A 23,452-nucleotide genomic window follows, 5' to 3' on the forward strand; every position below is an offset into this window, starting at 1 on the left:
ACTCATGGCGATCTAGCGGAACCCAGCGCTCGCCGCGAGAAATTCGTGCGCGAGCTCTTTGTTCCCGCATCCACGGCTTCAAGTCCGACCGACACGAGCATGTTCGCCCGCACTCTACCATTCCGCATGTCCCATACAAGGCACTTGCCCGGGACGGTGAGGGGAACCTGGCGGATAATGCCGGCGTTTTGTTTAGCGTATTGAGAAAAATTAAAATCGATATATTTAGTAGAGATAAGCACCTACCTTCCGGAGCGGATCCTCGCAGGAGGAATTTGAATGACCACACACGCGGATGTTGCCGTCATCGGATCGGGCTTTTCGGCCATTGCCCTGTCGCTTAACCTCGTCGACGTGTTGCCGGCAACAGCGAGGGTCTGTCTCGTCGGCGCAACGCGCAAACGGGGGCGGGGAATCGCCTATGCCGCCAATCCTGACTGCCTTCTCCTGAACGTGCCGGCTGGCCGCATGAGCCTTTTTGCTGATCGGCCGAACCATTTCGTCGACTGGCTGGCCGAGAATGGCGCGTCGGCGGCAGGAAACGATTTCGTGCCTCGGCAACTCTACGGCCGATATCTCGGCGACAGCCTCGATGCCGCCTTGAAGCGCACGGCCAATCGCGCTGCTCTCACCCTCGTCGATGCGGAGGCCTGCAGCGCCGAGGCTGCGCAGGATGGCGGCCTGACGTTCCGGCTCTCGGACGGAACGCAGCTTGTGACCGACTTCGCAGCGCTTTGCACGGGGGTGGGGACTGCGCGCCTGCCTCTTCCGGCCGACCAGCTTTCTTCCGATATCCAGCCCTTCATCGTGCACGATCCCTGGGCAGAAGACTGGCTCGAACGCTTGCCCGGCGATGGCGACGTCCTGCTCGTCGGAACCGGCCTGACCATGACCGACCAATGCCTGCTGCTCAAACAGCGGGGCTTTCGTGGCAAGATCCACGCCCTCTCGCGCCATGCTCTGCTGCCGCAAGCACACCTTAACCAACGCGCCGATCCCGCCGCACCGGTGCTCATCCCGGGACGCGGCGAGGTGAGTGAAATGCTTGCGATCCTGCGCGCGGAAGCAGGAGTCGCACCAGACTGGCGGGCCGTCATGGACGGTCTGCGCCCGATTACCCAGGCGATATGGACCGGCTGGAGCCCCACCCAGCAAGCGCGCTTTCTGCGTCATGCCGCCACCTTCTGGAGTGTTCACCGTCACCGGATGGCACCTGGCGTCGCACGTCAAATCCAGACACTTCAACAATCCGGGCAACTTCGTTGCCACAAGGGGCGGCTGGAGGCGGTGCGACTGGTGGGCGGGCGGCTCGAGGTCCGGATCAAGACCCGCGACGGGTTGGCGCTATCCACGGACCTGATTGTCAACTGCACCGGTTTCGACCGATGTACGGTGAAGGCTTCACCGCTTCTGACAAGCCTCGCCGATCACGGACTGGTGCGATCGGACCCTGCCGGACTTGGCATCGACGTCGGTGAAAATTCTGCGGCTTTTGCCGTCGGTGGGAACAGCAAATCCGGCCTCTACGCCATGGGGCCGCTGACCGCCGGGCGTCACTGGGAGATTACCGCAGTACCCGATATCCGCGTCCAGGCGCGTTCGGTTGCCGAAAACATCAGCGCGAGGATTTCCGCCAGATGACAGGCTCGCCACGCGCCGCGCCCTTACGCGGGAGCAAGGCCCCATGATCTCGCAAAAATCCAAATACGCCTTGCGTGCGCTGCGTGCTCTCGCCCGGATGCATCCCGAAGCCCCGCTGCCCATCTCTGTGATCGCCAGCCGCGAAAGCATCCCGAAGAAGTTTCTGGAGCAGATATTGCTGGAGCTGAAGCGGGCCGGTTTTGTCGCAAGCCGAAGAGGCCAACGCGGGGGATATCTGCTGCTGAGACGCCCGGATGAAATCACGTTCGGCGCCATTCTGCGCACAACTGAGGGGCCGTTGGTGCCTGTCGCATGTCTCGCAAATGGCGGCTATTGCCGGGACTGCCGCGATAAAAAGCAGTGCACCGTCCGCCGTGTCTTTGCGCGGATTGCCTTCGTATACGGCGAAATCCTCGACAATACGACTCTCGCCGACCTTCTGGATGCCTCGTCCGAAGGCGCGATCGACGGGCCGATTGCTATCAAAAACCTAGTCGCCAACAAAATACACTAAAAAGGTAGAAATTACAGAAATTAGCGTTATCATGCTGCCAGACGTCTCGTTCCAGGGTGCAGGGAAGGGGTATTGCATGTTCATTGAAAGGCCCGCACGGCAAGAGAGCCCGATGATGCAAATTGCGGTGATCGGGGCAGGCCTCTCAGGCCTTGCCACGACGATCGCCCTCATGAAGCGGTTTCATCAGCCCTTCGAAGCTTGGCTGATCGATGCGGAGGACGCGCCGGGTGCCTTCGGCAATGGCCCCGCTGGGAAGGCCCTGGCCACCGAACCGGCGCGTGACCTGTCGGTCATCCCCGATCGTCCCGACGACTTCGCCGACTGGCTGAACGGCAGCCTTTTGGCCGATGGTGCGATTGCCTCGTTGCGCGGGCCGCAGGATCTGCATGTTCCCCGCGCGCTCTTCCGGGATTATGTGCTGGCCCGCTTCAGCGAGGCCCTGAGCCTTCGCAAGGACATTCGCATCCGCACCTTCCTTGGCGAGGTACGCGATGCCGTTCCCCGAAACGACCGCGTCCAGCTCCGTTTCCGGGAAGGGGACCGGGCCGAGTTCGATCATGTCTTCATTGCCACCGGCTTAGGGGCAGCACAACGCGAAGCCGATTCCTGGCGCGCGGCCCATGCGGCTGCCGATCGGCTGTCCCAATGCGAAGAACCGCCGGTACTGACACTCCTCGGCAACGGCCCGCGCTTTGCGGCGATCCTCCTTGACCTGCGCGCAAGCGGTTATGCCGGGCCGGTCAATGTCCGCGCGGCAACCGGCAGCCTGCCGCAACCCCATGGGCGCGGCCATGACAGGGCAAATTTCGGCCCGCCGCCGGCCAGCCGTTCGCTCCGGGATGCCTTCCATTACATCCGCCGGGAGTGTCGCAGCGCAGAGAACCGGGAAACAGGCCAGTGGCAGTCGGTGGTCGACACGGCCTCCCTTCGCCTTTCCGTCGTCTGGCGCAACCTGCCGCAAAAGGAACGGAACCACTATCGCCGCCACCTCCTGGACCTGCATCGACAGTTTTCAGTCCGCATCGCACGCGACATTCACCGCCGTCTCGTTGCCGAACTCGAAACCGGGCGCACGCATTTCGTTTCGTCGCGCTTCCCGCAAAGGAAAGACGACAACACGATCGACTGTCGCGAAACGCCCTCGGCTTCGGCACTCGCTCGACTGCTCGGCGCGGACCTAGGCCTGCTGAGCGTCAACGACAGCGGAGGCCTCCTTGTTGACGGCAACCCTTTGCCCGGCCTGTCATTGGTCGGCACAGCCGCCTCAAGCCTCCGCCCAGGCCCGTTCGTCTTCGCCGAAACAGTGCGGCAAGCCTATCGGGCAGTCCTCGACATGCAGCGCCACACTTTCGCCGTGGCATCATCGCGATCTTGAATGGCGTGCAGATACACTAGTGCGCCCGATAGTTCCATAATGCTGATTATGTGACTCCTTCGTGTGATCGGCCGGAAACGCTGCCACTTGGCGCTTCGAGGAGCAGCTCGAGGCCAGCGTGTCAAAGGCTCTGTGGCGCCATGAACTGGTAGTACGCCCAGACGAGCGCGATCACGATGACAACGGCGATCCAGATCAGTCCCTTTTTCGGCCTCGGCACCTCAGGTTTGTTCCCGTTGTCCTGCTGCGGCTTCCGGCGTTCGAATTTCAGAACATTGTTGTCGTTCAAGGCGCCCTCCATCGCACTGCAAGTCACGGGAATGACTTACGCGATTTGGATCGGAGGGCAAGAGCCGACCGAGCGGATCAACCATCTTCAGCCCGTTTTTGCCAAAGCCGCAACCCGCGCGAAATGGCCCTGGCCAAGATAGCCGGTGCCATCGCGGATATCGGCGGCGATCGCCACCTTCAGGGCTTCGGCATCCTGCTGCACGATGGCGGCAAGCGCCTCGGCGTGGCGATCGACCTGATAGGTTTGCGAGAGGGTCTCACCGGCCCGGCGCATGAAGGGCCCGAGACGCAACCAGAGAGATTCGATGAGCGGCAGCATCACGGTGCCGGGCCGTGCCTCGTAGAGGCAGCGGTGGAAATCGAAATTCGCCTCCACCAGCCGCCCGAAATTACCGACAGCCAGTGCCTGATCGGCCTGTTGGTCGAACGCCCGCATACGGGTCAGCCGCCTGTCGTCGATGAAGGGCATGGCACGTTCGGCGGCACGGGTTTCCAGTGCGACACGGGCTTCAAGAACTTCCTCGAAACTCTGCGGGTCGAGATCCGGCACGCGGACGCGGCGATTGTCGAGCAGTTCCAGCGCCCCTTCCGAAACCAGCCGGTGCAATGCCTCGCGCACGGGCATGGCGCTGACGCCAAGCGCCTCGGCCAATCCATTGATCGTCACCGGATCGCCCGGCTCGAACTGCCCCGTCATGATACCCCGCCGCAACACACGGTAGACCCATTGTTTGGCGGATTCGGACGCTTCACGACTGGCTGCCACGAACATGCTGTACCCTCCCCTCTGCAGGCCCGGCTTTTGCCGGCCTCACGCCTCAGGGCTGAATTTCAGGAGCTTTGCACGCAAAACTGATATTGTCGCAAAGCTTAAAATGGCCCTTTACAGATTTGATCAAATTATGGTTTGTTGTGATCATAAGCAAGATAAGCCTATCACATAAGAGCCGTGATCAGCGGCCGGACAGAGGACAGCCGGCGGTTTGGGCGGAGGAAGCTCGAGCGTCGGTCGAAAAACGGGGAACCGATGACTGATACCCGAACGACCGCAGCCCATGGCGGAGCTATAGGCTTGCATGGCATCAAGAAATGGTTCGGCACATTCCAGGCCGTCGATGACGTGACGCTGGAAATCCGCTCGAACGAATTCTTCACCCTTCTCGGCCCTTCCGGCTGTGGCAAGACCACCCTCCTGCGCATGATCGCCGGGTTCGAACTGCCCACCGAAGGGCAGGTTCTGCTTGATGGGACCGATATTTCCCGCCTTTTGCCGAACCAGCGCCCCGTCAACACGGTCTTCCAGAACTACGCCCTCTTTCCGCACCTGACGGTCGCGGAAAACATCGGCTTCGGGCTCAAGATGCTCGGCAAGCCGAAGTCGGAGATCGACTCCGTCGTCAAGGACATGCTGAAGCTCGTGCATCTCGAAGGGCGTGGCAACAACCCGGTCACGCAGCTTTCCGGCGGCCAGCAGCAGCGTGTGGCGCTCGCCCGCGCCCTCGCGCCGCGGCCGAAAGTGCTGCTGCTCGATGAGCCGCTTTCGGCGCTCGACCTGAAGCTGCGCAAGTCCATGCAGATGGAACTGAAGCGCCTGCAGCTGGAAACCGGCATCACCTTCGTCTTCGTCACGCATGACCAGGAAGAAGCACTCACCATGTCCGACCGTATCGCCGTCATGTCGACGGGCAAGGTCCGCCAGGTGGGCTCGCCTTGGGACATCTATGATCGCCCGGCCGAACGTTTCGTCGCTGACTTCATCGGCGAGACGAACTTTCTGGAAGCCGAGGTCGTTTCCGTTGCCGGCGACAGCGCCCGCGTCCGGCTTTCCTCCGGCGCGGAAATTTCCGCGACCTATCCGGAAGGCATCACGCCGAAGGGCAAGGTTACCATTGTCGTCCGCCCGGAACATGCCCGTCTCGGTCCGCCCGGCTCCGGCGCGCTGGAGGGCGTGCTCGACGACATCGTCTACCTCGGCACGGACAATCATTTCCATGTCAAGGTCGATGGTGGCGGCACCTTCATCGTGCGCCAGCAGAATGCCAAGAGCGGCCCCTGCGGCTTCTCCGAGCAGGAACGCGTCAGCATCGCCATCAATGACGATGTCGCCCAGATTCTGAGGGACTAGCCATGACGCTCAGCGCTCAGGACGCCACCGAACAGCGGCAAAAGAAACATGTTCGGGATCGCTGGATGCTCAGTGCTCCAGCCCTCCTCCTCATCCTCGCGGCCAGCGTCGGCCCTCTCCTCATCGTTTTGGTCTACTCCTTTCTCGCACCAGGCAATTATGGCGACGTGAAATGGGAGTTTTCGACGGAGGGCTGGTTCAACGTTCTCTTTACACGCGACATCTTCGACGACACCGTCTCCCTTGCGGACGCGCATTTCTCGATTTTCTGGCGCAGCGTCAAGCTCGCCTTTGCAACGACGGTGTTCTGCCTGATCTTCGGCTTTCCGACGGCCTACTTCATCGCCACGCGCGCACCGCACAACCGCTCGCTCTGGCTGTTCCTGATCACCATTCCCTTCTGGACGAACATGCTCATCCGCACCTTCGCCATTCAGGAGGTGATCCGTTCGGAAGGCATCATCAACACGCTGTTGTTGAAGATCGGCATCATCTCCGCGCCGATCCAAATGATGTTCACCGACTTCGCCATCATGCTCGGCATGACCTATGTCTTCCTGCCGCTGATGGTTCTGCCGCTTTATGCAAGCCTGGAAAAGCTGGATTTCCGGCTGATTGAGGCAGGTTACGATCTCTACGCCTCACGCTTCGGCGTGCTGTGGCGCATCATCATTCCGCTGGTCAAACCCGGCATCATCGCAGGTTCCATCCTCGTTTTCGTACCGGCACTGTCGTCCTACGTGGTGCCGCGCGTTCTCGGCGGCGGCAAGAACCTGATGGTCGGCAACCTGATCGAGCTGCAGTTCGGCCAGGGTCGAAACTGGCCGCTTGGTGCTGCGCTTTCCGTCACGCTCGTTATCATCGTGCTCTTCGCGATGCTCTATTATGTCCGCAATGCATCGAAGTCGGGAGGCAGCGCCCATGGCTAAGTCCTTCTCGATCAAGCGGCAGCCGGGCTTCGCGACGATTGCGATGTTCTGCTTCTTCCTCCTGTACCTGCCCATCGCGACGCTCGTCGTCTATGCCTTCAATTCGGGCATGTCGATCGCCACCTGGGAAGGCTTTTCGCTTCGGTGGTTCCAGAGCGCCTGGAACAACCAACAGGTTATCGAGGCATCGTGGCGTTCGCTCCGGATCGCCTCTATCGCCGCGCTGATTGCGACGGCCTGCGCGACGCTCGCGGCCATCGCCACCACGCGCACGGCGCCCTACCGCGGCCTCACCTTCAAGTATTCCGTCATCAACATGCCGCTTCTGGTGCCGGAAATCGTGACAGCCGTGGCGCTGTTGATCCTCTTCTCGCGCGTCAAGGTGTGGACCGGTTACTCCGGCCTTGGCTACCTCATCGTCGCGCATGCGGCCTTCTGCATCCCCTTCGCCTACATGCCGATCCGCGCACGCCTCGAAAGCATGGATCTCTCGCTGGAGCGTGCCGCATCGGATCTCTACGCGTCACCGTTCCAGACCTTCCGCTACGTCACGCTGCCGTTGCTCTGGCCGGGCATTCTCGCCGGCATGATGCTCGCCTTCGTGATCTCGCTCGACGACGTGGTCATCACCGAATTCGTCAAATCCGGCGGCCAGGACACGCTACCGACCTACATGCTGGGGCAATTGCGCCGCGTGGTGACACCCGAAATGAACGCGATCTCGACAGCGTTCCTCGTGCTGTCGCTGGCTATCGTCACGCTCTTCTTCTTCCTCAGCCGGAACCCCAACAAAGACAATCAATAGATAAAGGAGAACAGGAATGAAAACCAAACTGGGATTGTTCGCACTTGCCGCCGGCATGATGGCCTCCACCGCCATCGCGCATGCCGAGGGAGAACTCAACATCTTCAACTGGGGCAACTATACGAGCCCCGAAATGATCAAGAAGTTCGAGGAGGCCCACAAGGTCAAGGTGACGATCACCGACTACGACTCGAACGACACCGCACTGGCAAAGATCCGCCAGGGCGGCCACGGCTTCGACATCGTCGTGCCGTCCGCGAGCGTGATGCCGATCTGGATCTCGGAAGGTCTGCTGTTGCAATCCGAGCCCAACCAGATGGAGAACTTCAAGAACGTCGACCCACAGTGGGTGAGCGTGCCGTTCGACGAAGGACGTCACTATTCGGTTCCGTGGCTGTGGGGTACCACCGGCGTGACCGTCAACAAGTCGATCTATTCGGGTGACCCGAACACCTCCGCGATCTTCCTCGATCCGCCAGCCGAACTTGTCGGCAAGATCAACGTGCTGCCGGAAATGTCCGACGTCATGCACATGGTCGTCACCTATGCCGGCGGCGAGCCCTGCACGGGCGACTTGACAATCCTGAAAAAGGCCCGCGATCTTCTGGCGACCGCCAAGCCGAAGTGGCTTTCGATGGACTACGGCAATATCGAGAAATATTCCAAGGTCGACATTGCCGCCGGCACGAACTGGAACGGCGCCTCGTTCCGCTCGCGTCTGCAAAACCCTGATGTCATCTACGGCTATCCGAAGGAAGGCTACCCGGTCTGGATGGACAACGCCGCCATCCTCAAGGACGCTAAGAACGTCGACAACGCCAAGCTTTTCCTGAACTTCATCATGGACCCGGAAAATGCCGCCATGCTCTCGGCCTTCGGCCGTTATGCAAACGGCATCAAGGGATCCGAAGCCTTCATGCCGGCTGAGATGAAGGATGCGCCGGAAATCGTCGTTCCGGAAGAACTGAAGGCAGCCGGCAAGTTCAACCTTGCTTGCCCTCCGGAAGTACAGGAACTCTACACCAAGCTCTGGACCGAACTGCAGAAGTAAGCGGCTCGACCGCATAAAACGAGGACTTCCGTATGCGGGAAGGCAATTCGCCTTCCCGCACTTCGGTCGGATTTTTCATGATCAAGACCTTCAAGGACAGGCACGGGTTTGCTCGCGCCGATGTTACGCTCGCCAATTGGCGCACCGCCCCTTTCAGCCGCTGGACCTTTCAGAATGTTCGCGACTTCGTGCCGACTGCGGTGATCGCAGCGGACGTCGTGACCGCCGAGCAGCCGCTCGCCAGCGACGCCTTTTTCGATGCGGCGATGGAAACGGGCCTTGCCGGCACGTCCACCGCCCGCGCCTTCCTCGAATTTGCCCATACGGACGCCTTCGTACTGATGCGCAAGGGCGAGATCGTTGCGGAATACTACCCGCCGCATGCCGATCCCAACGCGCCGCACCTCGTCTTCTCGATTTCCAAGTCGCTGACGGCCGTGGTCTCCGGTATTCTGGAGGCGGATGGTCTGCTCGATCCCGACCGGCCGGTGACGGACTACCTGCCGGAAGCCAAGGGCAGCGTCTACGGCGACTGCACCTATCGCGACGTGCTCGATATGCGCGTCAGCCTCGATTTCGAGGAAGCTTATCTCGATCCCTACGGCGCCTTCGCGCGCTATCGCCGCTCGATGCTCTGGAACCCGCCGATGGTGGGCGCCGAGCCGGAAACGCTGGCCTCTTTCCTGCTGACACTGCAGAAGGCCGAGCGTCCGCATGGCGGGCCGTTCTATTATGCCTCGCCGAACGCTGATCTGCTCGGCGTCATCATCGAGCGGGCGACGGGCGCCCGTTTCGCCGACCTCACCTCCGATCTCCTCTGGAAACCGATGGGTGCGAAGGGCAACGCCGATATTACGGTCGATTCGATCGGCACGCCGCGCACCGCCGGCGGCGTCTCCATGACCGCCCGCGATCTAGCCCGTCTGGGTGAACTGCTGCGCAATGACGGCGCCCGGGATGGCCGACAGATCGTGCCCGCCGCGTGGATCCGCGACATGCAGGAGAATGGCGACAAGCAAGCCTGGCAGCAGGGCCGTAATGTCGACCTGCCGAACGGACGCTATCGCAGCCAATGGTATCAATCCGGCGAAGCGGACGGCGCCTTTGCCGCAATCGGCATTCACGGCCAGTGGCTTTATGTCGATCCGAGCACCGAGACGGTCATCGTCAAGCTCTCGTCCCAGCCGGATCCGCTGGGCGACGAGGAGAACCAGGACCTGTTCACCTTCTTCCGGGCGCTCTGCCGCCGGTCCATCTAAAAAACACCGAGGAAACACGCCATGCAGACCGAAGCGAGTTTTATCATCCGCAATGCGCGGGTGCTGACGATGGATGAGGCGAACCCACGCGCGAGCGCCGTCGCCGTTTCCGGCAACCGCATCCTGGCGGTCGGTTCCGAAGCGCAGATCGATGCCTTTTCCGGTCCTGACACACATGTCATCGATGCCAAGGGCGGCACGGTGCTGCCAGGCTTCAACGAAGCGCATATGCACATTTTCGGCGGTTCCGCAGAACTGCGCGAACTCTCGCTTTACGGCATGAAAGGCTTTGATGCGCTGGAAAACGCATTGAAGGCCTATGCCGCAGAATATCCGGAGCGCAACCTGCTGATCGCGCAGCACGCGGACTACACGATCCTCTCCGACGACGAGCGCGTAACCCGCCACCACCTCGACCGCATCCTGCCGGATCGCGCCGTGCTGATCTTCGCGCCGGACCACCACACCGCCTGGGCCAATACGCTGGCGCTGAAACTCGGTGGCATTCTTGAAGGTGGCGATGTCGGCATCGGCAACGAGATCGTCATGGCTGAGGATGGGCTTGCCAGTGGTGAACTGCGCGAAAGCAATGCCATCCGCCCCGTTTCCGCACTGAGCGAAACAGGCGGGCGCGAAATGCTCGGCGTCGGCACGGGCGGCGATCCGGACCATGTGACGGCGGAACAGCGCGCCGGCGACATCGAGATCATCAAGGAAGGCCTCGCCTACGTCGCCTCGCTCGGCATCACCTCGCTGCAGAACATGGACGGCAGCCTCTACCAGCTGGAAATGCTGGACGAGATCGAGAAGACGGTCGGCCTGCCGGTACGCGTGCGCATGCCCTTCCACATGAAGAATTTCATGCCGCTCTCGGACATCGAGACCAAGGCGGCCGCCTGGCGTGAGCGTTTCAATTCCGATCGCTTGCGTTCGGACTTCGTGAAGCTCTTCATGGACGGCGTGACGGAATCCGGCACTGCCGTCTTCGTCGACGACTATTGCCATCAGCCGGGCCTGAAGGGCGATCCGCTGTTCTCGCAGGAGCATTTCGACAATGTCGCCATTACGGCCGACAAGCTTGGCCTGCCGGTGGCGGTGCATGCCATCGGCGACGGCGCAGTGCGCATGGTGCTGAATGGCTACGAGGCCGCCATCAAGGCGAATGGCAAGCGCGACAGCCGCAACCGCATCGAGCACATCGAGGTCGTGCATCCCGACGACATTCCGCGCTTCAAGCAGCTCGGCACTGTCGCATCAATGCAGCCGACCCACCCGCCGGGCAGCGCCGGCCTGCCGCTCGAACCGTACCTCTCCTATATCGGCGAGGCGCGTTGGCCCTATGCCTTCGCCTGGCGCACGCTGGTCGATGCCGGTGCGGAGATCGTCTTTGCCACCGACTGGCCGGTCTCGCCACTCGACCCGATGAACTGCATCCAGTGCGCTATGTCACGCGACGTCTGGAAGGACGGTATGAAGGACGAGCGCCTTTCCCTGCACGAGACACTTGCCGCCTATACGAAGAACGGCGCCTGGGTGGAGTTCATGGAGGATCGCAAGGGCGTGCTGAAGGCCGGCTACCTCGCCGATATTGTCGTGCTCTCCGCCGACGTGGAGGCAACCGAGTTCACCAGCCTCGCCGAAGTGCGTCCCGTCACCACCATCTGCGACGGCCGCATCACCTATCAGGCCTGATCCGGAAAAGAAGCCCTATCGACTAGGGCAAATCCATGCGATAGGCCGGGCGATCAATCGCCCGGTCTTTTCATGTACATCGCCGAAATCCTCGCCCTTTCCGCCGCCGTCTGCATTGCGATGAGCGGCATGCTCGTCAGCGAATTGCGGGGTCGCCTGCCGCTCCTCGATCTCGCTCGCCTGCAGATGCTTGCCGCCTTCCTGATGACGGGGGTCGTGTCGCTCGTCATCGGCGGCTGGCGCACCGTGGAGCTCTGGCAGTTCGGCTACCTGGCAGCCTCCAGTCTCTTCGGTATCATCATCGCCAGCACCACCTATTTCGCGACGATCTATACGGCTGGCCCTCGCACCACCGCCCTGCTCTTTTCGCTCACCTCGCCCTTCGCAGTGCTGCTCGGCTATGTCTTCCTGGGCGAAACCCTGTCCGGCCAGCAGGGCATCGGCATCGCCTGCGTGCTGCTCGGCATCCTGCTGGCGATCGGCGCCCGCTCGCCGTCGAAGACCACGGCTGTCGAGCGCACGCCCTGGTTTGGAATAGCGCTCGGCGTCGTTACCGCCTTCGGGCAGGCGCTCGGCAGCCTCGCCGCCCGCCCTGCCATGGCGAGCGGCGTCGAACCGTTCACCGCGATGGCCGTGCGCTCGGGCCTTGCGGCCGCGTTCTTCGTGCTGCTGATGGTCGTTCCGCATCCGATGTTGAAGCCCGCGCCAACCATCACGAAACGGTCGCTTGGCTTTGCAGTCGGCTCTGCCTTCTTCGGCGTCGGACTTGGCATGTCGCTGCTGATGGCGGCACTGGCACATGGCAATGTCGGGATCGTCTCGACGCTATCGTCGATGACGCCAGTCGTTATCCTGCCGATGATCTGGGCGCGCACCGGCATCGTGCCGCCCGCGCCCGCCTGGGTGGGCGCGGCGCTGGCGGTGATCGGCACGGGCTTGATCAGTCTCTAGCCCGGTCGGCCGAGATCAACGAGATAGGTGTTTTCTTCCCGCGACCTGACATAGTCTTCCGGGCGAATTTCCGCAAAAAGCAGGGTTTCCCCTTCCGCGGGGGCTTCGGCAAGCAGCTTGCCATCTGGGGCGGCGATGCGCGACAGGCCGGCATAGGTGAAATTGTCGTCGGCGCCGCAATGGTTGATGTAGGCGACGAAAACCTGGTTCTCGAAGGCGCGGACCTGGATCATATGATTGGCGATGAAGGTGCCGGAAGACCCCTTCGGTAGCGCCGTCGGAACCACGACGAGCTCGGCGCCGGCAAGTGCAAGGCGGCGGACGTTTTCGGGGAACTCCACATCGTAGCAGATCAGCATGCCGAGACGGATACCGCCTAGCTCCACCATGACCGAGGTTGGAACGCCGGGTTTGAAGGCATTTCGCTCGTACTCACCGTAGAGATGGGACTTCCGGTAGACGGCATTGGTGCCGATGCCGTCTGTGAAGAGCGCGCTGTTGTAGGTTACCGTGCCCTCCTGCTCGGCGAAACCGGCCACGATGGCAATGCCGTTTTCCCGCGCAATGGCACTGAGGCGTGTCGCAACGTCGCCGGTCGCGGGTGAAGCAAGCCGCGCAAATGCCGACTCCCCTGCCCCGTAGCCAGTGACCGCAAGCTCCGGCACGATCAGCAGCTTGGCGCCGCCCGCCGCGGCATCCGCGGCCGCAGCCGCGATGTGCTCGATATTGGCCTCGCCGTCACCGGCAATGGCGTGCATCTGGAGGGCGGCGATCCGCATGCTGGCTCCCGTTTTGTTTTACACAGTTTCCGAACGCGGAACCGTTTCTCTAATCCTTCGACGACATGGCGCCCAGCAGCTTTGGCAGGTCGCCGAAGCGTGCGACGAGGCCAAAGATGGTGGCGGCGATCGCCACGAACAGCACCGTGACCGAGGCCATCGTCGGCGTATAACCATAGCGCAACGCGTTGAAGATCTTGATCGGCAGCGTCTCCATCGTGAAGCCGATCGTCATGTACGCCACGATATATTCGTTGAGCGACAAGACGAAGGCGAAAGCATACCCCGAGACGAGGTAGGGCAGGATCAGCGGCAGGACGACGGTGCGGAAAATCGTGCGATCGTCTGCGCCCATCGTTGCGGCGGCTTCCACCAGCGAGCGGTCGATGGAGGAGAAGCCGAGCGACAGCGTCACCAGCGGCAGCGTCACGAAGAAGATGGCATGGCTGATGACGGCAGTTGCAGGCTGGCCATAGAAGCCGGTTGTCGCCCAGAAGGTGAGCAGGCCGAGCGCCGTGATGACCGGCGGCAGCGTGAAGGGTGCGACGCCGAGCAATTGAAAGATGTTTGCCCACGGCGCATGGCGACGCCACAGGAACCAGGCGAGCGGCAGCGCGATGAGAAGTGCCACGGCGGCTGAAAGGGCCGCGAGCGTGATCGACGCGAAGAGCGCGTTGCGCCACTCGACATTGGCGAAGATCTCACCGTACCAGCCCAGCGAGAATCCTTTCGGCGGGAAGGCGAGATCCTGTTTCTCGTTCACCGACACACCGGCGACGACGATGATCGGCAGCGACAGGAAGAGGCCGATGAGGCTGAAATAGGCCTTCTGCAGGAACCCGGTCATGCGGCTTCTCCCTTGCGGCCGGCGATGACCGTGAGTGCGACGAGGCCGAGCGTGACGAGCACGAGGAACACGGCCATGGCGGCGGCGAACGGCATGTTCGACTGGTAGATCGCCTGGTCGGTGATGAGCACCGAGAGCGTCCAGTGCTGCGGTCGGCCGAGAATCTGCGGCAGCAGGTAGGAGCCGAGCGCGAAGATGAAGACCATGATCAGCGTGGCGACGATGGTGTTACGCAGCGCCGGCACGACGACGGTGAAGAAGGACTTTATCGGCGATGCACCGAGCGTGCGCGCGGCTTCCGTCAAAGTCGGGTCGAGCCGAACGAGAGCGGGATAGAGCACGAGCACGGTGTAGGGCAGCGCCTGGTAGGTCATGGCGGTGAGCACCGCGCCAAAACTCGGGTTCAACGCCACGGGCTGGTCCATCACACCGAGCATGACAAGCAGGTTGGTGATGCCGGCAGTGCGTGAAAACAATGTCGACCAGGCAAAACCGATGATGACTTCCGACAGCGACAGGATCGACAGCAGGGCGACCAGCCAGAGCACCTGCGTCCGGCGTTTAGCGCGCGACAGCAGGTAGGTGAAGGGAACAGCCAGCACGACGCAGCAAATGGCGACGGTGACGGCGAGAAACAGCGAGAAGCCGAGCACCTTGCCGAAGAACAGGCTGAGGAACCGGGCGTAATTGTCGAAGACGAAGTCCGGCGTGTAGAAGCCGGACGGATCGCGCCGGAAGAACGAGACGGCGATCATCGTCGCGAAAGGCACGACGAAGAAGACAATCAGCATGCCCGCGGGAAAGAACAGCGGGCCATAGTCGGTGAGTTTTTGCGGGGCTTCGCGTCTCATGACTTCAGCACCACGCAGTCTGCGGGGTTGAGCTGGAGGCCGACCGACTGGCCGACGGCGACGTCCGGCCGGGCGTTCGGCATGGAGACGGCGACGATCTGCTTTCCACCGGCTTCGACAAAGGTCTCGATCGTGCCGCCGAGATCGCGCACGAAGGTGACGGTGCCGGTGATCGGGGCATTGCCGGGTGCGGTGAGATGAACGTCTTCCGGGCGCACCGAAATGATGCCGGATTTCAGGCCTGCGGGAATGGCAAGACCTGAAACCGAGGCGCCGAGCACATTGGCCCCACTGCCGTTGGCGTTGAAATCGATGAGGTTCGTCATGCCGATGAAGTCGGCGACGAAGGTGTCGGCCGGGCGGCGGTAGATTTCCACGGGTGCCGCGGCCTGGCGGATCTCGCCGCTGTTCATCACGACGACCGTATCGGCCATGGTCATGGCCTCGCGCTGGTCATGCGTGACGACGATGGTGGTGATGCCGAGGCGCTGCTGCAGCTGGCGCAGTTCGACCTGCATGGCCTCGCGCAGCTTCGCATCGAGCGCGGAAAGCGGCTCATCGAGCAGGAAGAGTTTTGGCGAAATGGCGAGAGCGCGGGCAATCGCCACGCGCTGGCGCTGGCCGCCGGAAAGTTTTGCCACGGGGCGGTCGGCATAGCCCGTCAGATGGATCATCGCGAGAAGCTCGTCGACGCGCTTCTTCTGCTCTTCCTTGCCGATGCCGCGGATGCGCAACGAATAGGCAATGTTCTCGCCGACCGTCAGGTGGGGAAAGAGCGCCAACGACTGGAAGACCATGCCGAGGTCGCGCTTGTGCGTCGGAACGTTGGTAATGTCCTTGCCGTCCAGCTTGATCGCGCCGCTCGTCGGCAGGTCGAGGCCGGCGACCATGCGCATCAATGTGGTCTTGCCGCAGCCGGAGGGGCCGAGAAGGCAGACGAACGTGCCATGCGGCACCGTCAGTTCGACATTCTTGACGGCCGTAAACTGGCCGAACTGCTTGACGATATTCTGGAGGGTCAATCCGGACATTTTAGCTCCGTTCGGCGCTTGTTGTGAGACCGGCCGGCTGAGGCAGCCGGCCGGTTGTCTTGAGGAATGATCGGGATCAGCCCGCGATCATTTCCGTCCACTTCTGGTTCAGCCAGTCGGCCTTGGACGTGTAGAGGTCGTAGCGCGGAATGATCGGTTCGATGTCCGAGGAGACGGCTGCGAACTCTTCGGCCGTCAGGTCAAGAAGGTCGCGCTTGACGGTCGGAGCGGTACCGACCTTGCGCGACAGCAGCGCCTGGATCGCCGGCTGGCTCATGTAGTTGATGAAGGTGTGAGCTTCCTCGACTTTCGTCGAGGCGCGCGACAGCGCCCAGCAACCGGAATCCATGATGCCGCCTTCCTTCGGGAAGGTCGAGCGGACCGGCTGGCCATCCTTGGCGGCAAGGCCCGTCACGTCGTGGTAGTACTGGCCCATCGGGATTTCGCCCGACTTCAGCGACTGCTCGAACTGTGCTTCATCGCGATACCACAGGCGCACGTTCGGCTTGACTTCGGCAAGCTTTTCGAAGGCTTTGAGGAGACCTTCCTCGGTGTCGAGCGCATTGGTGCCGCCGAAATGCGTCTTTGCGGTCACTTCGAGCAGGAAGGAGTTGGAGACGAGCGCGAGCAGGCCGAGCTTGTCGGCATTTGCCGGATCCCACAGCGCGGTCCAGGAGGTCGGCGCTTCCTTGAAGACATCGGTGTTGGTGACGAGCGTGATGTACCAGGCGACGGCACCGATGCCGGCGACGCGGCCATCCGGATACTTGTTCACGAAATGGTCGATCAGGTTCGAGCCGTTCGGGATCTTCGCCATGTCGAGCGGTGCCCAGAGCTCGGTCGATTGGCCCTTCAGCATGGCGACCTGCGACATCATCGAAACGTCGGCGGGCGCCAGGCCGGCCTTGGCGGCCTGCTCGAGCTGGACGAGCCAGGCCTCACCCGTCGGCTCGGCGACCGATTCCACGGCAATGCCCGTCTGCTTGGTGAATTCGGCAAAAATGTTCTTGTCGAAGGAGTCCTTGAAGTAGCCCCCGTAGACGCCGACCTTCAGCGACTTGTCCTGTGCACGCAGCACGGCCGGCATGGCGAGCAACGAAGCACCGGCAACGCCGGCACCCAGCACCGCGCGGCGGCTGACATTGGTCTTGAGGATGTCACGCATAGTCGTCTTTCTCCTGTTAGGCCGACCGTTGATCCGGTCGGAGCGTTCCCATTGTCGTATTCTACGCCAGGCGCTTTGCGCCACGGAAGGCCTGAAAGCAATCGGGTCCGGATTTTCGAGAAGATTTTTGCACGCCATTTGACGCGTGCCGCGCCGTCTCCAGCGCCTGAAGCCTCCTGATCGTCCCCCGGGGCTTTGCCCTCGTTTTTTACAGTATCGTAATAAAACGCTTGGAAAAGCAATTAGCGTTGTTATAGAAATTGCCGTGAGAAAAACTCACATGTGAGATCCCCCTATATGGCCTCGCGCCTGCCACCGCTCAACCCGCTCCGCGCCTTCGAGGCGACCGCCCGCCGCGGTGCCGTTTCGGCGGCGGCGCGGGAGTTGAACGTGACGCACGGCGCCGTCAGCCACCAGATTCGCGCACTCGAAGAATCCCTCGAAACCACGCTTTTCGAGCGCGGCGGAAAACGATTGAAACTGACGCCGCAGGGCGCGCTGCTGCTGCCCGCCGTCACCAATGCCTTCGGCGAGATCGCGGCGGCGACGGCCCTGATGAAGCAGCCGGAAGCCCATGGCGATCTCACCGTCACCTGCGTGCCCGCACTCCTCTCGCTCTGGCTGATCCCGCGCCTCAACACCTTCACCGACCAGTATCCGGGCGTGCGCGTCACCTTGATCGCCTCCAACGATCCGGACCACCTGCGCTCGCTCGATACCGATGTCTGTATGCTCTACGGCGACGGCAACTGGCCCGATAGCTGGACGCGGCTGTGGTCGCATCTCAAGCTCTTCCCGGTCGCCAGCCCGACGCTGCTCAACAGCCGGCCGCTGCGCTCCGTACGCGACCTTGCAGACCACACCCTGTTCCATGGTGACGACGGCAGGGAATGGAACACCTGGCTGGCGGCGGCCGACGCGCTCGACATGGTGCGCGGCCGCCAGCATTTCATGAGCGACGCCCGCCTTTCCACCGAGGCTGCACTGCATGGTCAGGGCATTGCGCTCGGCGATACGATCACCGCCAGCAACCTGATCGCCCGCGGCGAACTCGTCGTGCCGTTCGATCTGACAGTACCGGCCAACGACGCCTTCTATGTCGCCTGCCGTCCGTCCGTCCGCCAGTCACCCCTCGTCAAAGTGTTCATCGACTGGGTCTTCGCCGCTCTCGAAGAAACCCTGCCCGAACCGCAGGCCTCCGCCCGCACGCATCTGCGCGGCCGCGGCAACCGTCTGGTCGAAGCCCATCGTCCGGTTTCGGCCCCGGCCAAACGCCGGGCCACCGCCAGCCCCCAACGCAAGACCCGCGCCTGATTTTAACGGAAATGACCATGCCTCGCTTCAATTCGCTCGTCGAAACCCTCGCCGCCCCGCCCATCCCTTCGGTTTTCGCCTGGGGCGATGCCTATGATGGCCGCAGTGGCCCGATGATTGATTTCTCGCAGGCCGTGCCCGGCTACCCGCCGCACCCGGACATGCTGCGCCTGCTCGGCGAATATGCCGCCTCGCGCGCCTATACCGGTTACGGGCCGATTGAGGGCGAGGATTCGCTGCGCGCGGCCTATGCGGCGCATGTTTCCGAGAGCTACGGTGTGGCGCTTTCCGCCGGCAACATCCATGTGACGGCGGGCTGCAACCAGGCCTTCATCTGCGCCGCCATGGCGGTGGCTGGCGCCGGCGATGCCGTGCTGATGACCGACCCCTACTATTTCAACCAGGAAACCACCCTGGCCATGCTGGGTATCAAGACCCGGTTCGCCGCCTGCGACCCGGCAAAGGGTTTCCTGCCGGACATTGCAACGCTCGCCGCCGGCATCACGCCGGATGTGCGCGCCGTTGCCCTCGTCTCGCCGAACAACCCGACCGGGGCCGTCTATCCACCGGAGCTACTGGCAGCGATCTACGAACTCTGCGCCGCACGCGGCGTCTGGCTGATCCTCGACGAGACCTATCGCGACTTCCTACCGGCCGGTGCAGGGCGTCCACATGACCTCTTCGGTCGCGCGGGCTGGGAAGACACGCTTATCAGCCTCTACAGCTTCTCGAAATCCTTCTGCATCCCCGGCCATCGTCTCGGTGCGATCACGGCCGGCGCCGGGGTTGTCGAGCAGGTGGCAAAGATCATGGACAACCTGCAGATCTGTCCGCCGCGCTCCGCCCAGGCCGCGGTCGCCACCGCCCTGCCCCTGCTGGCCGACTGGCGCGAGGAAAACCGTCGCGAAATTGCGCGGCGCGTCGAAGGCCTGCTCTCCACCATGGCCGCCGTGCCCGCCTGGCGTGTCGGTGCCGTCGGCGCCTATTTTGCCTTCATCGGCCATCCGTTCGGCGAAACGCCGTCCGCCGTGGTGGCCGAAAGGCTCGCCAAGGAAGCCGGCGTGCTTTGCCTGCCGGGCAGCTACTTTGGCGCAGGGCAGGAAGGATATCTGCGCTTCGCCTTCGCCAATGCAGACGTCGACACGATCGCTCTCTTGAAGGATCGGCTCAATCGATTCGTCCTTGGCTGATCCGGTGTTTGTTACCGGTTGAATGACGCGCTCCTGAGATAACCGTCTGGAGTGCGTCTTATAAGGATGCAGGCGTCACCCGGAGGCGCTCGGCATCGAAGGCGCGTTGATCACCGGCAACAACCGCCGCACGACGGGGCATCACTCCGTCAGCCGATCAACGAGGAATTGACCCAGAGCTCGTCAAGTGCGATCCGCGACCAATTGCCGGATGTCTCGTGGACATAGACCACCTCACCCTTCATGAAGCTCCGCAGGATTTCGAAAGAAGTTCCGGGGCCGGCACGCCCTTTCGAATCGTCCGTGTTCACGATGCGCTGGGTCACCGGTTTGACCCATTTTCCATAGACCCAGTATTCCTTGGAATTGGCGATCTTGTACCAGCCGTTCTCTTCCCGGAAAACGCGGATGACCGCGCCGGTCTCCAGCGGCCCCTGTGTTGCGGCAAGAGCGGCCGAGGCGCTTGAAGAAACCCGGACATTCAGCGTGTCGGAAACGACGACGCCGTAAGTGGGTGTTGCAGCCGGCGGCGAGAACGGCACGCCGGTCAAAGCCTGCTCGACGAGCGGAAGGAAATTGTTCTGGCAGTCGGCAACGGTGTTGCCGCCAAAGAATGCCGTGCCGGGGCAAGTTTTCGTGACCCCAGTGCCGTTCGTCCGCTGACCCGTGTTGAGATCGTACCAGTGGTGGTAGACGATGTTGTTGGTGGTCACCGGGGCAAGGCTGAAGCGACGAACCAATGCAGCAGTGGCTTTGACGATCGCCTCCTTCTGCGCGTCGGTCATCTGGTCCTGTCCCGTGTCAAAGTCGCCGACATTCTCGATGCACACCGACCGGCTGTTGTTGCCATAGATACAGGCCGGCGTGTTGTTCATCGGGCGGCCGGTGACGATCATGCCATCCGGGAAAATGGAAAGGTGCTGGCCGATATCCGCCCAGCCATTGTGGCCGACGTGGTGATCACGCATGCCCTTCTGCATCTCGAAATGGTTGTTGCCGGTAAACTGCGCATAACGAGGGCTCCAGGTGTGGTGTTCCTGCACCTTGTCGACCACGCGGGTCACCGAGATCGTTCCCAGCCATTGCTCGAATTCTGTGAGGGTGAAACGCGTAAAGCCGTACTTCGTATCCATGGAAGCCCTCCCGTGGAATGGACGATTGATGTCGAACCGATGCGAAAATACCCCCGCCGATGCAAAGCATGGCGCCCCCCGAAATCAATTTACTGCGGGCATAAACAGGCGCGTCCGCGTCGTGAAACCACGGCGCGAAAACTCCAGACCAACATTTCGTATATTAGCGGGCAGAATATCACTCTGCCTCGACATCGCAATCTTTAATTGATTAAGCGCATGGAAAACCGCACATAGGCGCGAGTACGAAATCTCGGCGCTTCAGGGACGAACCGAGAGATGTTCGTGCACACCGAGCCACCGACCTGCCGGATCGCGTGAAAAAACGATGGTTTCACGCTCGTTGTTCGTCATCGTCTCGCCGCCCATCGAGATATCGGTCTCGACGGCGTGGGTGAAGATCGCGACATCCCCGACGAGCTGGATTTGGCGGTCCGTCGAGCGGCAGCCGAGCACGCGAAACCCGTCGCGGCTCTCCCAGAGCGCCCATTCCTCTTCGTAGGCGGCCCGGTCTTCAAGCATATGGTCGAGATTGTGGAAGAGGAAGGTCGCGGTGGGTGCGAAGGCCGCGAAATAGGCATCACGGTCGTGCCGCGCGAACGCGCTGACCAAGGCATCGGCGGCGGAAAGCACGGTGGATTCCGTTTCGGTCATGCGTTCCTCAAACGATCTTGATGCTGCTGATAAGGGTGGCAATCGGCGCATGCTGGGCATTGACCCGCGTCTTCAAGTCTTCCAGCGGCATGGCGTCCACCTTGCAGAACTCGATAAACATCATGTTGAGGTTGTTGAAGAAAACCTCACCCATGGCCTTTGCGTCCACGCCGGCATGGACCACACCGCGCACCTGCAATGTCTCGATAAGCTGGACCACCTGGGCGCAAAGCTGGCCGTCGAGTTCCGTATACCGCCGGGAAAGCGGCGTGTCCGGCTGCTGGATGGAGATCGCCATCGCGGTGCGCCACATTTCCTTGGAAAGATAGTAGAGCGAGTGGTCGTAATACTGCTCGATCAGCGTGCGCAACGCCTCGGCAACGTTCAGCGGCGGGTTGGCGACAATGCGGGCGCCGGCCTCCAGCACTTCCGTGACTTCCATCGCCACGGTCGCGACAAGGATGTCGCCCTTGTTCTGGTAATAGTTGTAGAGCGTGCCGACGGAGACTTCTGCCATCTCGGCGATGTCCTCGATGCGGGCGCTGTCATAGCCCTGATCGCGAAACAGCGTGGTCGCGGATTCGAGAATGCGACGCGTCTTGTCCGCCTTCTGTTTTGCACGCAATCCAGCCATGGAATCCTCCGTTGGAATCTCCTCAAAAATGAGATTGACTTAAAAAATGAACTCGTTCAATCTTTTTCTCAAGGCATCGCGACGAGTGCCATCCGCAAAGGCCGAAAGCCTGCACCAGAGGGAAAGATAATGAGCAAAACCGTTTCTGGCGGCCTCCGCCGCCGCATGCTTTTCGCCACCGCAGCCGCCATCGCCCTGTCGTCGGCCGCCGCGCAGGCACAGGACGAATTGAACGCGCTGGTCTGGTGCGACCATACCGATCCGGCGCTGGTCGAGCCCTTCGAGAAGGCCAACAACGTCAAGGTCAATCTCAAGGAATATGAAGGCACGGGTGCTGCGATCTCGATCATCGAGCAGTCCCGCCCCGGCGATTGGGATGTGCTGGTGATCGACGCCGTCGACGTACCGCGCGCCATCGACATGGACATTCTCGGCGAAATGCCGGCCGACAAGCTGCCGCTCGGCGATCTCTTCCCGGAAGTGCGCATGGAAGAGACGACCACCAAGGACGGCAAGGTCTACGCCATTACCGAAAAATTCGGCTACAACACGATTTCCTACGACAAGACGAAAGTCGACCCGGCCGACATGGACGACCTGTCGGTCATCTGGTCGGACAAGTACAAGGGCCGTATCGCGCTCTATGACTACTACCTGCCGATGGTCGGCCTGACCGGCGTCGGCATCGGCAAGAAGACGGCCGACCTGAAGCAGGACGATCTGCAGGCGATCAAGGAAAAGCTCTTCGAGATGAAGAAGGTCGCCCGCCAGGTGAGCGACGTCGTCGCCTCGCAGACCGCACTAGCGACCGGCGAGGTCGATATCGTCGTCGGTGGCGGCGAGTGGCTGACGGCCGGTCTTTCGGCGGAGAAGCCTAACCTTGACTGGACGATCCCGAAGCAGGGCGCCCTTCGTTGGGCACAGTCCATCGGCGTCTTCAAGACCTCCGAAAAGCAGGATCTCGCGCTGAAATTCGTGCAGTACATCGTCAGCCCCGAAGGCCAGGCGCGGCTTGCCACCTCCTCCTGCTACTGGGCGATGCCGGCCAATGCCAAGGCGGGCGCGCACCTCACCGATCCGCAGAAGGCGGCGTTGCGCTGGGACAAGCAGCCGGACTACCTGAAGAACTCGCAGCTCTATCCGGTCGCCGACGCCGACATGGATGCGGCGATGCAGGATGTCTGGACGGAGATGTTGCAGCAGTAAGGATTTTGGGGG

At 61.9% G+C, this 23,452-nt stretch carries 23 protein-coding genes; 13 read left to right on the forward strand and 10 right to left on the reverse strand.

All coding sequences use genetic code 11. The features are described from left to right. The first annotated feature begins 279 nt into the window (after positions 1 to 279). The 3 genes from BSY16_RS28005 (at position 280) to BSY16_RS28015 (ending at position 3,533) form a co-directional block, all read left to right on the forward strand. The gene (locus BSY16_RS28005) at positions 280 to 1,641 is read left to right on the forward strand and encodes an FAD/NAD(P)-binding protein (protein ID WP_069063036.1); all 1,362 of its coding nucleotides are present in this window, start codon (positions 280 to 282) and stop codon (positions 1,639 to 1,641) included. A 43-nt stretch (positions 1,642 to 1,684) separates the two neighbouring features. Beyond that, a complete protein-coding gene (locus tag BSY16_RS28010; protein ID WP_069063037.1) occupies positions 1,685 to 2,155 on the forward strand; it encodes an RrF2 family transcriptional regulator in 471 nt (156 codons plus the stop codon). A 112-nt stretch (positions 2,156 to 2,267) separates the two neighbouring features. Then, positions 2,268 to 3,533 (forward strand): FAD/NAD(P)-binding protein, encoded by a 1,266-nt coding sequence (locus BSY16_RS28015; protein ID WP_069063038.1) that lies wholly within the window; start codon positions 2,268 to 2,270, stop codon positions 3,531 to 3,533. Positions 3,534 to 3,654: 121 nt separating this feature from the next. Here the strand turns inward: BSY16_RS28015 and BSY16_RS32575 are convergent, their stop codons facing one another. Continuing rightward, positions 3,655 to 3,822: a hypothetical protein gene (locus tag BSY16_RS32575; RefSeq protein WP_171902492.1), complete on the reverse strand. Its 168-nt coding sequence runs from the start codon at positions 3,820 to 3,822 to the stop codon at positions 3,655 to 3,657. A gap of 87 nt (positions 3,823 to 3,909) precedes the next feature. Beyond that, positions 3,910 to 4,596, reverse strand: a complete 687-nt coding sequence (locus tag BSY16_RS28025) for a GntR family transcriptional regulator (RefSeq protein ID WP_069063040.1) — start codon at positions 4,594 to 4,596, stop codon at positions 3,910 to 3,912. A gap of 255 nt (positions 4,597 to 4,851) precedes the next feature. On the opposite strand from BSY16_RS28025, the gene BSY16_RS28030 reads away from it, so the two are divergent. The 7 genes from BSY16_RS28030 to BSY16_RS28060 all read left to right on the forward strand — a co-directional run bounded on the left by BSY16_RS28030 (position 4,852) and on the right by BSY16_RS28060 (position 12,636). Then, positions 4,852 to 5,949 carry an ABC transporter ATP-binding protein gene (locus tag BSY16_RS28030; RefSeq protein WP_069063041.1) on the forward strand — a complete coding sequence of 366 codons (1,098 nt, stop codon included), beginning with the start codon at positions 4,852 to 4,854 and terminating at the stop codon, positions 5,947 to 5,949. Positions 5,950 to 5,951: 2 nt separating this feature from the next. Then, entirely contained in the window at positions 5,952 to 6,878 is a 927-nt protein-coding gene (locus BSY16_RS28035; RefSeq protein WP_069063042.1) for an ABC transporter permease, read from the forward strand. Continuing rightward, positions 6,871 to 7,683 carry an ABC transporter permease gene (locus tag BSY16_RS28040; RefSeq protein ID WP_069063043.1) on the forward strand — a complete coding sequence of 271 codons (813 nt, stop codon included), beginning with the start codon at positions 6,871 to 6,873 and terminating at the stop codon, positions 7,681 to 7,683. The genes BSY16_RS28035 and BSY16_RS28040 overlap by 8 nt, the downstream gene beginning before the upstream one ends. A 16-nt stretch (positions 7,684 to 7,699) precedes the next feature. After that, complete coding sequence (locus BSY16_RS28045) at positions 7,700 to 8,734, forward strand: extracellular solute-binding protein (protein WP_069063044.1); 1,035 nt, start codon at positions 7,700 to 7,702, stop codon at positions 8,732 to 8,734. A 77-nt stretch (positions 8,735 to 8,811) separates the two neighbouring features. Then, positions 8,812 to 9,993, forward strand: a complete 1,182-nt coding sequence (locus BSY16_RS28050) for a serine hydrolase domain-containing protein (RefSeq protein ID WP_069063755.1) — start codon at positions 8,812 to 8,814, stop codon at positions 9,991 to 9,993. 21 nt (positions 9,994 to 10,014) lie between these two features. Continuing rightward, positions 10,015 to 11,685: an amidohydrolase gene (locus tag BSY16_RS28055; RefSeq protein ID WP_069063045.1), complete on the forward strand. Its 1,671-nt coding sequence runs from the start codon at positions 10,015 to 10,017 to the stop codon at positions 11,683 to 11,685. 72 nt (positions 11,686 to 11,757) lie between these two features. Next, complete coding sequence (locus BSY16_RS28060) at positions 11,758 to 12,636, forward strand: DMT family transporter (RefSeq protein WP_069063046.1); 879 nt, start codon at positions 11,758 to 11,760, stop codon at positions 12,634 to 12,636. Here the strand turns inward: BSY16_RS28060 and BSY16_RS28065 are convergent. The 5 genes from BSY16_RS28065 to BSY16_RS28085 all read right to left on the reverse strand — a co-directional run bounded on the left by BSY16_RS28065 (position 12,633) and on the right by BSY16_RS28085 (position 17,309). Then, positions 12,633 to 13,415 carry a carbon-nitrogen hydrolase family protein gene (locus BSY16_RS28065; RefSeq protein ID WP_069063047.1) on the reverse strand — a complete coding sequence of 261 codons (783 nt, stop codon included), beginning with the start codon at positions 13,413 to 13,415 and terminating at the stop codon, positions 12,633 to 12,635. The two genes, BSY16_RS28060 and BSY16_RS28065, sit on opposite strands and share 4 nt — an antisense overlap. A 49-nt stretch (positions 13,416 to 13,464) precedes the next feature. Continuing rightward, complete coding sequence (locus tag BSY16_RS28070) at positions 13,465 to 14,262, reverse strand: ABC transporter permease (RefSeq protein WP_069063048.1); 798 nt, start codon at positions 14,260 to 14,262, stop codon at positions 13,465 to 13,467. Next, complete coding sequence (locus tag BSY16_RS28075) at positions 14,259 to 15,113, reverse strand: ABC transporter permease (RefSeq protein WP_069063049.1); 855 nt, start codon at positions 15,111 to 15,113, stop codon at positions 14,259 to 14,261. The genes BSY16_RS28070 and BSY16_RS28075 overlap by 4 nt, the downstream gene beginning before the upstream one ends. Continuing rightward, positions 15,110 to 16,144, reverse strand: a complete 1,035-nt coding sequence (locus BSY16_RS28080) for an ABC transporter ATP-binding protein (RefSeq protein ID WP_069063050.1) — start codon at positions 16,142 to 16,144, stop codon at positions 15,110 to 15,112. The genes BSY16_RS28075 and BSY16_RS28080 overlap by 4 nt, the downstream gene beginning before the upstream one ends. A 76-nt stretch (positions 16,145 to 16,220) precedes the next feature. Further along, entirely contained in the window at positions 16,221 to 17,309 is a 1,089-nt protein-coding gene (locus tag BSY16_RS28085; protein WP_069063051.1) for an ABC transporter substrate-binding protein, read from the reverse strand. Positions 17,310 to 17,606: 297 nt separating this feature from the next. Between BSY16_RS28085 and BSY16_RS28090 the strand changes: the two genes are divergently transcribed. After that, a complete protein-coding gene (locus BSY16_RS28090) occupies positions 17,607 to 18,623 on the forward strand; it encodes a LysR substrate-binding domain-containing protein (RefSeq protein ID WP_069063052.1) in 1,017 nt (338 codons plus the stop codon). A 17-nt stretch (positions 18,624 to 18,640) separates the two neighbouring features. Then, a complete protein-coding gene (locus tag BSY16_RS28095) occupies positions 18,641 to 19,813 on the forward strand; it encodes an aminotransferase (RefSeq protein WP_150130168.1) in 1,173 nt (390 codons plus the stop codon). A gap of 149 nt (positions 19,814 to 19,962) precedes the next feature. On the opposite strand, the gene BSY16_RS28100 is transcribed toward BSY16_RS28095, so the two are convergent. The 3 genes from BSY16_RS28100 to BSY16_RS28110 all read right to left on the reverse strand — a co-directional run bounded on the left by BSY16_RS28100 (position 19,963) and on the right by BSY16_RS28110 (position 22,234). Then, positions 19,963 to 20,946 (reverse strand): N-acetylmuramoyl-L-alanine amidase, encoded by a 984-nt coding sequence (locus BSY16_RS28100; RefSeq protein ID WP_069063054.1) that lies wholly within the window; start codon positions 20,944 to 20,946, stop codon positions 19,963 to 19,965. A gap of 261 nt (positions 20,947 to 21,207) precedes the next feature. Beyond that, the gene (locus BSY16_RS28105) at positions 21,208 to 21,600 is read right to left on the reverse strand and encodes a YybH family protein (RefSeq protein WP_069063055.1); all 393 of its coding nucleotides are present in this window, start codon (positions 21,598 to 21,600) and stop codon (positions 21,208 to 21,210) included. A 7-nt stretch (positions 21,601 to 21,607) separates the two neighbouring features. Beyond that, on the reverse strand, positions 21,608 to 22,234 hold the full coding sequence (locus BSY16_RS28110) for a TetR/AcrR family transcriptional regulator (protein WP_069063056.1): 627 nt from the start codon (positions 22,232 to 22,234) through the stop codon (positions 21,608 to 21,610). Positions 22,235 to 22,363: 129 nt separating this feature from the next. Between BSY16_RS28110 and BSY16_RS28115 the strand changes: the two genes are divergently transcribed. Then, the gene (locus BSY16_RS28115) at positions 22,364 to 23,440 is read left to right on the forward strand and encodes a polyamine ABC transporter substrate-binding protein (protein WP_069063057.1); all 1,077 of its coding nucleotides are present in this window, start codon (positions 22,364 to 22,366) and stop codon (positions 23,438 to 23,440) included. Positions 23,441 to 23,452 lie beyond the last annotated feature (12 nt).

Source organism: Sinorhizobium sp. RAC02 (genome assembly GCF_001713395.1).
GTDB lineage: Bacteria > Pseudomonadota > Alphaproteobacteria > Rhizobiales > Rhizobiaceae > Shinella.

Bases quoted from the DNA above. Each gene is read 5' to 3' on its own strand.
- BSY16_RS28060 (WP_069063046.1), top strand. From the start codon at position 11,758: ATGTACATCGCCGAAATCCTCGCCCTTTCCGCCGCCGTCTGCATTGCG.
- BSY16_RS28015 (WP_069063038.1), top strand. From the start codon at position 2,268: ATGATGCAAATTGCGGTGATCGGGGCAGGCCTCTCAGGCCTTGCCACG.
- BSY16_RS28045 (WP_069063044.1), top strand. From the start codon at position 7,700: ATGAAAACCAAACTGGGATTGTTCGCACTTGCCGCCGGCATGATGGCC.
- BSY16_RS28110 (WP_069063056.1), bottom strand. From the start codon at position 22,234: ATGGCTGGATTGCGTGCAAAACAGAAGGCGGACAAGACGCGTCGCATT.
- BSY16_RS28050 (WP_069063755.1), top strand. From the start codon at position 8,812: ATGATCAAGACCTTCAAGGACAGGCACGGGTTTGCTCGCGCCGATGTT.
- BSY16_RS28080 (WP_069063050.1), bottom strand. From the start codon at position 16,144: ATGTCCGGATTGACCCTCCAGAATATCGTCAAGCAGTTCGGCCAGTTT.
- BSY16_RS28090 (WP_069063052.1), top strand. From the start codon at position 17,607: ATGGCCTCGCGCCTGCCACCGCTCAACCCGCTCCGCGCCTTCGAGGCG.
- BSY16_RS28065 (WP_069063047.1), bottom strand. From the start codon at position 13,415: ATGCGGATCGCCGCCCTCCAGATGCACGCCATTGCCGGTGACGGCGAG.
- BSY16_RS28105 (WP_069063055.1), bottom strand. From the start codon at position 21,600: ATGACCGAAACGGAATCCACCGTGCTTTCCGCCGCCGATGCCTTGGTC.
- BSY16_RS28030 (WP_069063041.1), top strand. From the start codon at position 4,852: ATGACTGATACCCGAACGACCGCAGCCCATGGCGGAGCTATAGGCTTG.
- BSY16_RS28070 (WP_069063048.1), bottom strand. From the start codon at position 14,262: ATGACCGGGTTCCTGCAGAAGGCCTATTTCAGCCTCATCGGCCTCTTC.
- BSY16_RS28085 (WP_069063051.1), bottom strand. From the start codon at position 17,309: ATGCGTGACATCCTCAAGACCAATGTCAGCCGCCGCGCGGTGCTGGGT.
- BSY16_RS28025 (WP_069063040.1), bottom strand. From the start codon at position 4,596: ATGTTCGTGGCAGCCAGTCGTGAAGCGTCCGAATCCGCCAAACAATGG.
- BSY16_RS28095 (WP_150130168.1), top strand. From the start codon at position 18,641: ATGCCTCGCTTCAATTCGCTCGTCGAAACCCTCGCCGCCCCGCCCATC.
- BSY16_RS28010 (WP_069063037.1), top strand. From the start codon at position 1,685: ATGATCTCGCAAAAATCCAAATACGCCTTGCGTGCGCTGCGTGCTCTC.
- BSY16_RS28005 (WP_069063036.1), top strand. From the start codon at position 280: ATGACCACACACGCGGATGTTGCCGTCATCGGATCGGGCTTTTCGGCC.
- BSY16_RS28115 (WP_069063057.1), top strand. From the start codon at position 22,364: ATGAGCAAAACCGTTTCTGGCGGCCTCCGCCGCCGCATGCTTTTCGCC.
- BSY16_RS28075 (WP_069063049.1), bottom strand. From the start codon at position 15,113: ATGAGACGCGAAGCCCCGCAAAAACTCACCGACTATGGCCCGCTGTTC.
- BSY16_RS28040 (WP_069063043.1), top strand. From the start codon at position 6,871: ATGGCTAAGTCCTTCTCGATCAAGCGGCAGCCGGGCTTCGCGACGATT.
- BSY16_RS28100 (WP_069063054.1), bottom strand. From the start codon at position 20,946: ATGGATACGAAGTACGGCTTTACGCGTTTCACCCTCACAGAATTCGAG.
- BSY16_RS28035 (WP_069063042.1), top strand. From the start codon at position 5,952: ATGACGCTCAGCGCTCAGGACGCCACCGAACAGCGGCAAAAGAAACAT.
- BSY16_RS28055 (WP_069063045.1), top strand. From the start codon at position 10,015: ATGCAGACCGAAGCGAGTTTTATCATCCGCAATGCGCGGGTGCTGACG.